Origin of the sequence: Hyphomicrobium sp. (assembly GCF_036780825.1) — a bacterium.
In the GTDB taxonomy this organism is placed as follows: Bacteria; Pseudomonadota; Alphaproteobacteria; order Rhizobiales; family Hyphomicrobiaceae; genus Hyphomicrobium_C.
Genome location: NZ_DAIQCD010000008.1, coordinates 12,511 through 25,503 on the forward strand (window position 1 = coordinate 12,511; position 12,993 = coordinate 25,503).

Genomic DNA, 12,993 nt, shown 5'->3' on the forward strand with positions numbered 1-12,993 from the left:
GCCGGACTTGCCCCGTGCTTCTTGCCGGCCCAGTCGGTTCGCATGGCTGCGCCTGATCTTTTTAGTGGCATGGCTACATCATGACCGGCTCCATTCTTCCGGACGTTCTCTAGAGCGCGAAAGCTGATGACGAATTTGATTGCGCTTAAGACCGGTACGGAGCTCGTCGGCGACTATCGAATCGAGCGCGTACTCGGCGCGGGCGGATTTGGCATCACGTATCTAGCCGAGGAGACCGCCCTCGACCGGCACGTTACGATCAAGGAATACTTTCCCTCCGATTTTGCGGCCCGCACCTCGACGTCGGATGCGGCGCCTCGCTCGCAGGATTGCGCCGGCGACTATCGCTGGGGGCTCGATCGCTTCATCGAGGAGGCGCAGACGCTGGCGCGCTTCTCGCATCCCAACATCGTCCGCGTCTATCGCTACTTCCAGGCTAACAACACGGCGTACATGGTTCTCCATTTCGAGGAGGGCCAGAGCCTCAAGGCTTGGCTCAAGGGCCTCGGCCGCGCCCCGCGCCAGAAGGAGCTGGATGCGATCGTCTCGCCCCTTCTCGATGCGCTCGAGCTGATCCACAAGCAGGACTTCCTGCATCGCGACATCGCGCCGGACAACATCATCATCCGCAAGGATGGCAGCCCGGTCCTCATCGACTTCGGCTCCGCGCGCGGCGAGATCGCGACGCATTCGAAAACCGTCTCGGCGCTCGTGAAGCCGGGATACTCTCCCTACGAGCAGTATGCCGAGACGAGCCGCCGGCAGGGGCCGTGGACCGACATCTATGCGCTGGGCGCGACGCTCTATCATGCCGTCACGGGGAAGCGGCCGGCGGATAGCCCGTCGCGCATGGTAAAGGATGAACTGGCCGCAGCCCGGGATGGTGCACGCGCGTCGTACAGGGCCGGCTTTCTCAGGGCGGTCGATCACGCACTCGCGCTGCAGATCGAGGCGCGGCCGCAGTCGATCGCGGCGTGGCGCAAGACGCTGTTGGCGCCAGATCCGGCAAAGGGCGGCTGGTTTGCCAAGCCGTCCGCCAACGAAGCAGATGTGAAGACGGTGAAAGCTGGGGAAACGGCCGATGATGATGCGCGCGATTCGCCCTCCATCGTTCCGCCGCCGCCGGACGCGCCGGGCCCCAAGGGGGGCATGCTCGATTTCCTCGAGTCCCTGAAGACGCCTGCGGCCGGCGAAGCCGGCAGAAAGCCACAGGCGCCGGCCCGAGCTCCGGCCAAGGCGGCGAAGGCGGGCACGGAGAAAGCGGCGGCGGCCAGCGGGACCGCGAAGGTCAGCAAGCAGCCCAAGCCGATCAAGCTGCCGCGCGTGGAGCGCAAGAAGGAGCCTGTCCGCGAGGTGGCCGCGAAGGAGCCGAAGCGGATCGAGACGAAAGCTCCCGTCAAAGAAAAAGAAAAGGCGAAAGAACCAGCAAAAGAGCCAGCAAAAGAAAAAGAGAAACTGCGACCGGCTAGCCGACCGCGGCCTGTTCGCGCGAAGCGCGGCATCGGCATCGGTTGGCGTCCGGTCGTGTTCAAGCTTCTCATCGGTGTTGGCGTCGCCAGCGCGGCGGTTTCGCTGCAGGAGCGTCTTCCGCAGGTCGAGAGCCGCGGCAGCGGTGAGATATCCGCAGCCATCCGAACCGCGTCTCTGCAAGAGGTGCCCGCCATTCGCCCGCTGGCGGAGCTGCGCGGCCATGTTGGCGCCGTCACAGCCGTTGCCTACACGAGCGATGGCGCCTCCATCGCGACCGCGGGCGCCGATGGGCGGCTCAAGATCTGGAGCGCCGGCTCAGCCACGCTCGTGCGCACGATCGAGCTCGATGACGGCCCCGCCTCCGCATTTGCTCTTTTCGGCGATCGCGCCCTCACGGGGCATGCGTCGGGCGAGATCGTGCTCTGGGACTGGCAACGCGCGGAGAAGCTCGCCACCTTCAAGCGGAACGACGCCCAGATCTGGTCGCTGGCCTTTGCTGGCCGCTCCGACCGCTTCGTCGCTTCGAGCCACGACTGGAAGGTAACGCTCTGGGATGCCGAGGCGCCGTCAGCGCCGCTGCATGTCCTCGACGCGCATGAGAGCGCAGCGCAGGCTGTCGCATACGTGACAACCGAGCGGGGGCCGCGTCTTGCTTCAGGAGGTGCCGACAAGCTGGTGAAGCTGTGGAATCTCGATACGCTCGATCGCATGCGCACGTATCGCGGTCACAAGGATTTCATCACCGCCGTCGCCTTTTCGCCGGATGGGAAGCATCTCGCCTCGGCCAGCCTCGACGGCGCCATCCGCATCTGGTCACCCGGATCGGGCCGCGCGCTGCGCCGTCTCTACGGCCATCGCGGCCGTGTCGGGAGCCTCGCCTTCTCTCCAGATGGAAAGACGCTGGCCTCGAGCGGCAGCGACGGTCAGCTGCGAATCTGGGACGTCGCGCGCGGCCGCACCATCCGCACCTTGACCGGGCATGGTGGCGCCGTGAACGCGGCGAGCTTTGCGCCGGATGGCGAGCACATCGCGTCCGCAGGCGAAGACGGCGTGGTCCGCATCTGGGCCAACCCGCTCGCCCGCTCCGGTATGTGAGCGGTTGCCGGCCGCCTCACGGTAGCTTCGAGCAAAGAAAATCCCGGCGCCGCGATGATTGCGAGGCCGGGATCGGTGTCGTCACCAAGCGTCAATGAAACGAGAGGATCACCCCTTCGTCGCACGCGTCTCGTAGTCTGCGATATGGCCGGCGAGATCGACGTAGGCCGCGCAGCCGGCGCCGCACCGTTCCGCGATCTCAGCAAGCTCCGCACGCGCCTTATCAGGCTCGCCCTTGGTCAGAAACGCTTCGCCGAGATACGCCCGCGCCACGACATAGCCGGGATTGACCTCGAGGGCTTTCTGGTAAAGCGGCAGGGCCTCGTCCACGTGCCCGAGCTTGCGCGTCGCGAAGCCGATGTAGGTGAGCACCCGCTCATCCTTCTTTCCGGCGAGATTGAGATAGCCGAGCGCCTTCTCATAGTCCCCGCTCTTCGCCAGCCAATAGCCGGCATAGAAGAGCTCCTCGTCGCTCATGTCCGCGCGGGCGGCGCCAATGCAGGACGACCAAGCCGCCGTTCCCTTAGCATGGGCATCGCAAAGCGCGCTCGCCGGCCCCGTGTCCTTGGAGATGCGCCCATCCGCTGCCGCCGGCGAGGCGAGGAGTGCCACCGACGCCGCTGAAGCCAGGGCAAGGGCTGCGGCCTTCGACATGAAATTCGTCATCAACGTTTCCCTCCGGGACGGCCTGGCGCCGTCCCTCTCTCAATTCCATACGTTTGCAGCCAGCGGCTGGCTGCTCACCCGCGCGAAGCCTGCCGCGCCGTGAAGGCTGCGATCTCCCGCTCGAGGTTCGCGAAAGACGCGCAGCTTATGCCACAGCGCTGCGCAATCTCGCCGAGCTGCGCTTGCGCGCGGACGAGATCGCCCTTGGCCAGGAAGGCCTCGCCAAGGTATTCGCGGGCCTGAACATAGTCGGGTTCGAGGGCGAGCGCACGCGCATAGTAGGGGAGTGCGCCATCGACGTTCCCGAGCTTGCGCGTGGTGAAGCCTATGGCATTGAGAGCGCGAGGATTGTCCTTATCCTCCACGGTCCTGAGCAGGGCCATGGCCTCATGGTGGCGCCCGGTGTGGGTGAGCCAGTAAGCGCCATTGATGATCTCGTCGTCGGAGATCCCATGGTGCGGCTTGCAGGCCGGCTTCGTCTTGTTCTTAGGCTTCGAGCAGTCTATCCGCGGCTTGCGCGGGCCGTCGTCGTCGGCGTGGGACGGCTGCGGCACTGCCGTCATAAGCAGGGCTGCGGAGCACAGCAGGGCCGTGAAGGAACGTGCGAGGGCGGGTAAAGGCTGTGTCATGGAACCCTCCGTAGGGGTGTATCGGCAGCGCCACAATTTAGCGCTTGATCCGACGGCGTGTCCATGGGGCCTATGCAACTGCGGATTGCGGTGAGCGCGGCGGGCCTGGCCCAAGCCTTGCCATCATTGAGGCTCAAGGCTCGAGCGCCCGCTTTGCCGCGACGAAGATCGCGCCGGGCATGTCGATCATGAGAGTCTGGGACTGAAAGCGGGCGGCGGCGCGGGGCGGGCACGTGTTGTGGTGGCGAAAACGCAATGAAGGCTTTGAATGGCGCGAGTACGTCCGCACCACGATCCTGGTGCGCCGGGAGCAGCGCCGCCAGCGCGTAAAGGACGTGCAGGCCGCCGCCGCGCAGCACGTCAAGAATGCCGGTAAGCGTAGCGTAGAGGCCGGCATCGCAGGATCGCGCGGAGCCGGCGCGAGACTTTGGGCTTGTGCGCAGGCCTTGTATTCGGCGGGGAAGCGGCTTGCTGCTTCGGCAGCTATCCTTTCGCGGCGAGCCATCCGGGCCGTCGGCGCCGCTTCCGTCGTGGCTGCTCATAGCCTCGCCGCGGCGACCGCGTCTACCACGCGGCGGCTCGGCATTCTGCTCGCTCCCGGCCTTGACCCGGCGGCTGCATGGGCAAGCAAGCCCATCCCCAACGTGGCGCTGAAAATCACGGCCCTCTCGGCTGGCCTAGGTGCCGCCTACCGCACATGGCGTTTCGGGTTCGATGGCGACGCGGTTTTTGCCGCAGTCGTCTTTGCCGTGAGCGTAGCGCTTCTGCTCCTCGCCTTCTTCAGCGAAGGCGATCGCTGGCGCTCATCGGGGGGGCGGAAAACATTTCGCTCGTGTGTATTTGCGGGCGAGCTCGGGTTTGAGGCCGGTCGCCGGATGCTTTTGGGACCGCCCGGTGTCGCGGCGCTTTTCGTTCTCGGCCTCACCGGAGCCGGCAGCGCTATTCTTCATGGCGTGGACAATGGCGCCGAGAGCGAGCTTGTCTCGCCAATGACCACCAGCGCGCTTCCGGAGAGCCACCCTGTGCAACTCGAGGGCCGGGCGGAAGCCCTCACCGGCGATACGCTGCGCGTCTCGGGGACGCTGGTGCGGCTTGACGGCATTGAGGCTCCGGAGCTGGCGCAGATCTGCCGGCGCAAGTCCGGCGCATGGCGCTGCGGCACGGTCGCCAAGAGTGCTCTTGGCAATCTCGTCCGGCGCCGGCCGGTCACCTGCGAGGTGCTGGGGAGAGAGAATGACGGCACCAGCAACAGGGCCCGTTGCAGCGTCGGCGGCGCCGACATTGGCGAGTGGCTGCTGCGCAATGGCCACGTCTTCGCTAACGGAGGGTTCTGGAGCGGCTATGCCAGCGTCGAGAGCGACGCGCAGGCGCAAAAGGTCGGGCTTTGGGCGGGTGAAGCGGATCGCCCCCAGGAGTTTCGAGACAAGCGCTGGGAGGAGGCAAAAGAAAGATCGCCCAAGGGATGCCCGATCAAAGGCCCCGTTCGCTCGGGCAAACGCTTTTACGTCGTGCCCTGGGGGCCGGGCTACGACAGCCTGCGTATTCGAGCTTCGCGTGGCGAACGTTGGTTCTGTAGCGAAAGGGAAGCCGAGACAGCAGGATGGAAGCGCGCATCCCCGTCGTGAAATGAAAAACAAATCGGCGGCGTTTTTTAAATGGAAAGCCCGCGACCGGGGGGGAAGGTCGCGGGCTGAAGAACTATGACGCCCCTAGGGGGGATAGGTGGGACGGCGCCATGTTCGCCACTACAATAAAGACCGAAATACCTGAGCATTGCAAGAGAAGAAGCGGGCGAATGGCGTATGTTGCTTAAAATTTAGCCCAATAAATAAGAAGAACTATATGCTGCCATCATTAGAGCAGGCAGACCGGTAGATGTTTTATGAAGGTTGCGTGTTTTTCACTTTTCATTAAGCCGATTGTTCGCCAATCGGCGCGAAACGCGGGCGAGTCCGGTGTGCATGCGTTGGTGAGGTGAAAAGCGGGGTTCGCCGTTCGGACGCATTAATAGAGCGCAATGGATGAGCGACGGGACGAAAGCAAAGTGCGCCGATTTCCATTGATCGCCCTTGCCACGGCTATGCTCTTTTTCGGCTGGGCTATTCCAGCCGATGCCTCGGGAACCTTCGAAATTCTTTCTACCGTTCGGACGAGCCACCGGGCCGGCGTGGTCCGCTTCCGCATTCCGGCGCATCAGTCGCGTATCTCTGAGTTGTCCCTTCGTTCGGGCAGCCTCGCCATGTCCATCGCCGGCCTGGAGATCGCATTCGCGGATGGTGGTTTCGCGCGCATCGCGGCGCAGGAAACGGTGCCCGCAGGCCATCAGAGCCGTGCGTTTCCGGTGGATGGCAGACGGGCGGTCACGGAGGTCGTCGTGACGCTGCGGCCAGGCCTCAGGCAGGGCGACACGGTGCTTCAGCTCCTCGGTAGGATCGTGCGGAATTGAGGCAAGCGTTCCGTTTTGCCGTCCCGCCGGCGACGGGATACGTTCCGTGTCACCCAGGCGAGTCGGCGCGCGCCGCCGCGCCCGTCGAGCCAATTACATCATCATCATCACGAGGACCCTGCCGTCACGATGGCCATCCGCCAGTTGAGCCCCGCAACCGTCAACCGCATCGCGGCCGGCGAAGTCGTCGAGCGGCCGGCGAGCGTCGTCAAGGAGCTGGTGGAGAATGCGCTGGACGCCGGCGCCTCGGAGATCGAGGTGGTTACGGCCGCCGGCGGATTATCGCTCATTCGCGTTACCGATGACGGCCGTGGCATGGATAAGCAGGACCTCTCGCTCTCCGTCGAGCGCCATGCCACGTCCAAGCTCACGGGAGAGGATCTGCTCGCCATCGAGACGCTTGGGTTTCGCGGGGAAGCCCTTCCTTCCATCGGTTCCATCGCCCGGCTCGCCATCGCGTCGCGGCCTCGGGAGATGCGCGATGCCTTCGAGATCACCGTCGATCGGGGCGTGCGCGGTGAGCCGAAGCCGGCGGCGCTGAACCCCGGCACGCGCGTCGAGGTGCGGAGCCTATTCTCAGCAACGCCCGCCCGCCTCAAGTTCCTGAAATCGGAGCGCGCAGAAAATCTCGCGGTCTCCGAGGCGGTGAAGCGGCTGGCCATGGCGCATCCGCATGTCGGTTTCTCGCTCACCATGGGTGAGCGCACGGGGCTCAGCCTGCCGCGGTGCGCGGCCACCGCTGATGGCATGCTCGAACGCCTTGGCCGCATCATGGGGCGCGCGTTCATGGCCGACGCGGTGCCGGTGTCAGGCGTGCGCGAAGGCATAAGCGTGCGCGGCTTTGCGGGCCTCCCGACCTTGCATCGCCCCGACGCCGCCTATCAGTTCCTGTTCGTCAACGGTCGTCCGGTGCGCGACAAGCTGATGGTCGGCGCCGTGCGTGCTGCCTATGGCGATCTGGTGCCACGCGGGCGCCATCCGCTGCTCGCCGTGTTCGTCGATCTGCCGCCGACTGAAGTCGACGTCAATGTGCATCCGGCGAAGGTCGAGGTCCGCTTCCGCGACAATGCCGCCGTGCGTTCGCTTCTGATCGGCGCGCTGCGCCATGCACTGGAAAGTGCGGGATTTCGCGCCAGTGCCGAGGGGGGCGCGCGTGCGATCGAGACGCTTGCCCGTGCGCCCGCGGTCACGGTCCCGCCGATCGTTGCGCAGGGGAGGACCTCTCTGCAGTCGCAGACATTCGGTTTCGACAGGGTGTCGCCAGCAGGCTTTGCGGAGGTTGATCAAGCGCCCTTCGCGGCCGCGGATCTGCCCACAGCCGACACCAGCGCCCATGATGCTGCGATCTCGAAGGATGACGAGCGCCGCCCCCTTGGCGCCGCCCGCGCCCAGCTTCACGAGACCTATATCGTCGCGCAGACCGAAACCTCTGTCATCATCGTCGACCAGCATGCGGCGCATGAACGGCTGGTTTACGAGCGCTTGAAGCGCGCCATCGCCAATGGGGGGGTCGCGCGTCAGGCGTTGCTCATTCCGGCGGTCGTCGAGGTCAGCCACGACGAGGCGATGGTGCTCGAGGAGAAGGCGGCGGATCTGGCGGAGCTAGGTCTCGTGCTGGATCGCTTCGGCCCGGCTGCCGTTGCCGTGCGGGAGGTCCCGGCCTTGCTCGGCACGAGCGACGTGGATGATCTCGTCCGGGACCTTGCTGCGGATCTCCTTGCCGACGGGAGCGGCACGCCGCTGCGCGATCGTCTCGAGGCTGTCGCCTCGCGCATGGCGTGCCACGGCAGCGTGCGTGCCGGCCGCCGCCTGACGGGCGCTGAGATGAACGCACTCCTGCGCGAGATGGAGGCGACGCCGTTTTCCGGCCAATGCAATCACGGCCGGCCGACCTACGTCGAGCTCAAGCTCGCGGATATCGAGCGCCTTTTCGGCCGCACGTAGGGCGCTTTGTGTTGCAAGCCGACGCGGCAGCAGGCGTTCGTTATCCGGATGACGAGACGCGCCCGAACACCACTTGCGTATCGCCCCAGGTTCGCCGGTCGATCTCCGTGAAGCCTTCTGGAAGCACGACGCCGGCCTTTGCCCGCTCTTCCACGACGATCACGGCCCCGGGCAGGAGCCAATTCCCGTCGCGCAGCGCGGCGAGGGACTTCTCGCAGAGCCCTTGCCCATAGGGCGGGTCGAGAAACGCGAGCGCGTAAGGCGCCATGTTCCCGGCCGGGCCGAGATCCGTCGCGTCGCGGCGGAAGATGCGCGTGGCGCCTGTGAGGCCCATCCCTTCGACGTTGGTGCGGATGAGCGCGCGCGCCTCGGGCGCCTCCTCCACGAAGAGGCAATAGCCGGCCCCGCGCGAGAGGGCTTCGATGCCGAGAGCACCCGTTCCGGCAAAGAGATCGATCACGCGCGCGCCGTCGAGAGCAAAATCGGCAATGCCGTGCTCGAGGATGTTGAACACCGACTCGCGCACGCGGTCGGACGTGGGCCGCAATCCAGGGTGCTGCGGCGCTGCCAGCGGGCGGCCGCGAAACCGGCCACCGACGACACGCATCATTTCGCCTCCCGTGGATCTTTGCGCTTGCCTCCCCGTGGAGGCCGGCCGGCGGCCTTGCGCGGCTTCTCCTCGGCGTCGTCGATGAGGCCGAAGGTTGCCGCGAGCTTCGAGCCGAGCTCACCGGCCAGCGTGCGCCGCTTGACGGGCTCGGCCTCTCCGGGCTTCAGCTCGAGCAGCTGGAACGGGCCGAACGAGACGCGGATCAGCCGGTTGACCTCGAGGCCGAGGTAGGCAAGCAGCTTGCGCACCTCGCGGTTCTTGCCCTCGCGGATGCCGACGGACAGCCACATGTTGGCCCCTTGCGCCGAATCGATCGCGGCTTCGACGGGCCCGTAACGTACGCCTTCGATTTCGACGCCTTCGATCAGCTTGTCGAGATCGGTTTGCGTCACCCGTCCCTTTGCTCGCACGCGGTAGCGGCGCATCCATCCCGTCGTAGGCAGTTCGAGATGACGTGCGAGCTCCCCGTCGTTGGTGAGCAGGATCAGTCCCTCCGTATTGAAGTCGAGCCGTCCCACCGAGATCACGCGAGGCAACGCCGGCGGCAGGTTGTCGAACACGGTCGGGCGACCCTGGGGATCGTTGTGGGTCGTCACCATCCCCTTAGGTTTATTGTAGCGCCAGAGTTGAGCGGGCTCTGCAACGGGTAACGGCCGCCCGTCGACGAGCACACGGTCGCTCGGCTTGACCTCGATGGCCGGTGTCTTGAGCACCTCGCCGTTGACGCTCACGCGCCCATCGGTGATCCACCGCTCCGCTTCGCGCCGCGAGCAGAGGCCGGCGCGCGCCATCGCCTTGGCGATGCGCATCGGCTCGGTGACCGACGGGCGCTCTGCCCGCGCCTCACGTGCTCCGCTGCGGCGCGCGCCGCTCCGTGCTTCGGAGGCTTCCCGTGCCGCGCGCCATTCGGGCCGGTCCATGCGATCGTATCGCGAGCCGCTCGGGGCCTTGCGGCTGCGGACCCGCACGCCGGGGGGCGGCCCGGTCCGCTCGTCGGCGGATTTGGGCCGCTCCTTGCCCGCGCTGCGCTTTTTGTTTAGGGCGGCGCGTTTGCCGCTACGCGTGCTGGCGCGGGCAGGCGATGCCTGCTCCTCGCGGCCGGACTTTTTGCCCTCGTCCTCTTGGCGGGGGCTGCGCCGGCCGGTTTGCGGCTTGCCCGTGGGCGGGCGATGTCGGAAGGATGGCTTGCGCATGATGCAGGGGCTCGGCACGGAAAAATGGAAGACGACCTTATGGCACCGCCTGCCCCTCTCGGCCACATGGAACGCGCGCTCGCCGAAGCCCGTTCTGCCGCAGCCCGTGGCGAGGTTCCCGTCGGCGCCGTGCTCGTCGCGCCCTCAGGCGAGGTGATCGCAGCGCAAGGCAACCGGACGCGCGAGCTGTCCGATCCCTCCGCCCACGCCGAGATGCTCGTCATCCGCGATGCTGCAGCAAGGCTCGGTAGCGAGCGCCTCATCGAGCACGATCTCTATGTAACGCTCGAACCCTGCCCGATGTGCGCAGCGGTGATCTCGTTCGCGCGCATCCGGCGCCTCTATTACGGCGCGCCCGATCCCAAGGGCGGGGGTGTCGAGCATGGACCGCGAGTCTTCAGTCACGCGACGTGTCATCATCGGCCGGAACTCTATCCCGGTCTGGGCGAGGGAGAGGCCAGCGCCATCCTGAAAGCCTTCTTCGCCTCCCGGCGGATCGATGAGACGCGGTGAGCGGGGCCCAAAGCCTCGTCTATACGGCCGATGCAATGCTCTTGATGCATATGCCCCGATTCCCGTTGGCCGCCTGCGTGCAACCTAAGTCTCTGGCGGTTAGGCTCAAGAACTTCATATTCCAGTATTTTCATGGTGAGCCGGACGCCTTGCCGGTTTCCGTATGAAAGTACGTATCGTACCGTAGGTGCGCCCGCTGCGGGTGGTTGTTTTACGCAACACCACAAGAGCGAATCACTGCAGTCTCCGAGAAATCCTCAACAAATCGTTGATCAAAAAGGCAACGCAATGCATCCCGGTCGGGTGGTGTTGCGTTGGTGATTCGGGGGTGCCTATGGGCGGGGGGACATCACATGATCGTCGTTGTGGACGAGCGGCCGACCGTAACAGAGGGCTATGCGTCCTGGTTCGATAAGGAAGGCGTTTCGGCGTGCGGGCTGGCGCCGTGTGAATTTGAGGGCTGGGTGCGTGCCATCTCCGAGGCGGACATACGGTCCATCGAGGCATTCGTGCTGGGCACCTGCGACAACCGCGGCGGCCTTGCCAGGGCCATCCGTCATCGGTCGTCGCTTGCGGCCATCATTGCCATGAACGAAAACCGGTCGCTCGAGGAGACGTTGGATCTCTTCGCGGCGGGCGTGGATGACGTGGTCCGGAAGCCGATCCATGCGCGCGAGATCATCGCCCGAGTCAAGGCGATCCGGCGGCGTGCGAGCGGGCAGGCGGACTATACCGACGTCGGCGACATGCGCGTCTTCTTCGATGGACGCGATCCGGAGATCAACGGGGAGGTGTTGCAACTCCCAAGGCGTGAGCGGCGCATCCTCGAACATCTGGTCGCGAACCGCGGTTGCCGGATCAACAAAACGCAGATCTTCAATTCCGTCTATGGGCTCTTTAGCGAGGACATCGACGAAAACGTCGTCGAGAGCCACATCAGCAAGCTCAGGAAGCGGCTGCGGCACCGGCTCGGCTACGATCCGATCGATTCCAAGCGGTATCTCGGCTACCGGCTGATGGCTGAGGCGCCTACTGAAAAGGCCGGCGCGGCACGCGGTCCGTCCAGCCCCGCGCAAGATGCGGATGCTCTACTTGCACGGTCAGAGCATTTCGCAAAGGACCCCGTCGTATGAGCATCTCCGGCATGATGCGGACCAGCGCGTCCGGCATGGCAGCGCAATCGAGCCGCCTCGGGACCGTATCCGACAACATCGCTAACGCCAGTACGCACGGCTACAAGCGCGCTTTTACGGCCTTCTCGACGGTGGTGCTTGAGTCCGGAAAGGGCAGCTACGTGCCGGGCAGCGTCGACACGACGATCCGCTACGGCATCTCGGAGCAGGGCGGCTTCGATTATACGACGTCGACGACGGACCTTGCCGTGAGCGGCCAGGGTTTCTTCCTAGTGTCGGACGGCAGCGATTCCACCTATCTCACGCGCGCGGGCTCGTTCGTGAAGGACGATCAGGGCTACCTCGTTAACGCGGCGGGCTTCAAGCTGCTCGGCTACCCGATTGTCAACGGCTCAGCGGCGTCGGCTTCGAACAGCACGGCGGGACTGGCCGAGGTCAACATCGCCACCATGTCGCTCGAAGCGACGCCGTCCACGCGCGGCACCTTCCATGCCAACTTGCCAGTTAGTGCCGAAATTATGGGCACGCCTCCTTCAGGGAACGCTTCCGGCGCCGAGTACACGGCGAAGAGCTCCATTACCGCGATCGACAACGTCGGGCGCGAAGTGACGCTCGACATCTATTACACGAAGACGGGCACCAACACATGGGAGATGACTGTCTTCAGCGCTGACGGGGCTGCTTCGTCGACGGATCCATTTCCCTATTCCTCTGGCGCGCTGATCACGGAAACATTAACGTTCGATCCTGCGACTGGACGTCTGCATGAAGGTGATGCAGGGCCGCCCATTATTCCGGCTAGCCCCACCTCTATCAGTATCCCGGTCCCTAATGGTCAGTCCTTAACCCTCGACTTGTCTCAGACGACGGAGCTCGCCGAGGGCTTCCAGGTTCTGGCGCCGACCATAAACGGCAACAAACCGAGCTCCGTGGAGGGCGTCGAGTTCGCGCCGGATGGCATTCTCTATGCCGTCTATGGCAACAGCGCGCGCGTGCCGATTTTCCAGATTCCGCTGGCGACGGTGCCAAGTCCCGACAACCTGACGCCGGAGGCGGGTAACGTCTATTCGCTGAGCGCGACCTCGGGAAATCTGCAGATCGGCATGCCGGGCACGTCGGCGTTCGGAACGATCCGTTCGTCGGCGCTCGAGAAGTCGACTGTCGATACAGCAAACGAGCTGACGACGATGATCGAATCGCAGTTCGCGTTTACGGCGAATTCCAAGGTGTTCCAGACGGGCGGTGAGCTCATGGAGGTCCTCGTCAACCTCAAGCGCTAACGCGAGCGAGGACC

At 65.1% G+C, this 12,993-nt stretch carries 11 protein-coding genes; 7 read left to right on the forward strand and 4 right to left on the reverse strand.

All coding sequences use genetic code 11. The annotated features are described in order from the left end of the window. Positions 1–126 precede the first annotated feature (126 nt). Positions 127–2,565 carry a protein kinase domain-containing protein gene (locus V7P99_RS05395; RefSeq protein ID WP_333793769.1) on the forward strand — a complete coding sequence of 813 codons (2,439 nt, stop codon included), beginning with the start codon at positions 127–129 and terminating at the stop codon, positions 2,563–2,565. A gap of 108 nt (positions 2,566–2,673) precedes the next feature. On the opposite strand, the gene V7P99_RS05400 is transcribed toward V7P99_RS05395, so the two are convergent. After that, complete coding sequence (locus tag V7P99_RS05400; protein WP_333793770.1) at positions 2,674–3,231, reverse strand: tetratricopeptide repeat protein; 558 nt, start codon at positions 3,229–3,231, stop codon at positions 2,674–2,676. Between the two features lie 74 nt (positions 3,232–3,305). Continuing rightward, a complete protein-coding gene (locus V7P99_RS05405; RefSeq protein WP_333793771.1) occupies positions 3,306–3,860 on the reverse strand; it encodes a tetratricopeptide repeat protein in 555 nt (184 codons plus the stop codon). A 236-nt stretch (positions 3,861–4,096) separates the two neighbouring features. Between V7P99_RS05405 and V7P99_RS05410 the strand changes: the two genes are divergently transcribed. The 3 genes from V7P99_RS05410 to mutL all read left to right on the forward strand — a co-directional run bounded on the left by V7P99_RS05410 (position 4,097) and on the right by mutL (position 8,250). Next, positions 4,097–5,485: a thermonuclease family protein gene (locus tag V7P99_RS05410; RefSeq protein ID WP_442909872.1), complete on the forward strand. Its 1,389-nt coding sequence runs from the start codon at positions 4,097–4,099 to the stop codon at positions 5,483–5,485. Between the two features lie 392 nt (positions 5,486–5,877). Further along, on the forward strand, positions 5,878–6,306 hold the full coding sequence (locus V7P99_RS05415; RefSeq protein ID WP_333793773.1) for a hypothetical protein: 429 nt from the start codon (positions 5,878–5,880) through the stop codon (positions 6,304–6,306). A 129-nt stretch (positions 6,307–6,435) separates the two neighbouring features. Then, the gene (gene mutL, locus V7P99_RS05420) at positions 6,436–8,250 is read left to right on the forward strand and encodes a DNA mismatch repair endonuclease MutL (protein WP_333793774.1); all 1,815 of its coding nucleotides are present in this window, start codon (positions 6,436–6,438) and stop codon (positions 8,248–8,250) included. 40 nt (positions 8,251–8,290) lie between these two features. Here mutL and rsmD read toward each other — a convergent pair whose 3' ends face one another. Both rsmD and V7P99_RS05430 read right to left on the reverse strand, forming a co-directional pair. Then, positions 8,291–8,857, reverse strand: coding sequence for a 16S rRNA (guanine(966)-N(2))-methyltransferase RsmD (gene rsmD, locus V7P99_RS05425; RefSeq protein WP_333793862.1), 567 nt, complete (start codon positions 8,855–8,857; stop codon positions 8,291–8,293). After that, the gene (locus tag V7P99_RS05430) at positions 8,857–10,053 is read right to left on the reverse strand and encodes a pseudouridine synthase (protein WP_333793775.1); all 1,197 of its coding nucleotides are present in this window, start codon (positions 10,051–10,053) and stop codon (positions 8,857–8,859) included. The genes rsmD and V7P99_RS05430 overlap by 1 nt, the downstream gene beginning before the upstream one ends. A gap of 39 nt (positions 10,054–10,092) precedes the next feature. Here V7P99_RS05430 and V7P99_RS05435 point away from each other — a divergent pair, with 39 nt between their 5' ends. The 3 genes from V7P99_RS05435 (at position 10,093) to V7P99_RS05445 (ending at position 12,979) form a co-directional block, all read left to right on the forward strand. Further along, entirely contained in the window at positions 10,093–10,566 is a 474-nt protein-coding gene (locus V7P99_RS05435) for a nucleoside deaminase (RefSeq protein WP_333793776.1), read from the forward strand. Positions 10,567–10,919: 353 nt separating this feature from the next. Further along, positions 10,920–11,699 carry a response regulator transcription factor gene (locus V7P99_RS05440; protein ID WP_442909873.1) on the forward strand — a complete coding sequence of 260 codons (780 nt, stop codon included), beginning with the start codon at positions 10,920–10,922 and terminating at the stop codon, positions 11,697–11,699. After that, positions 11,696–12,979 (forward strand): flagellar hook protein FlgE, encoded by a 1,284-nt coding sequence (locus tag V7P99_RS05445; RefSeq protein WP_333793777.1) that lies wholly within the window; start codon positions 11,696–11,698, stop codon positions 12,977–12,979. Before V7P99_RS05440 ends, V7P99_RS05445 begins: the two co-directional genes overlap by 4 nt. The last annotated feature ends 14 nt before the right edge of the window (positions 12,980–12,993 follow it).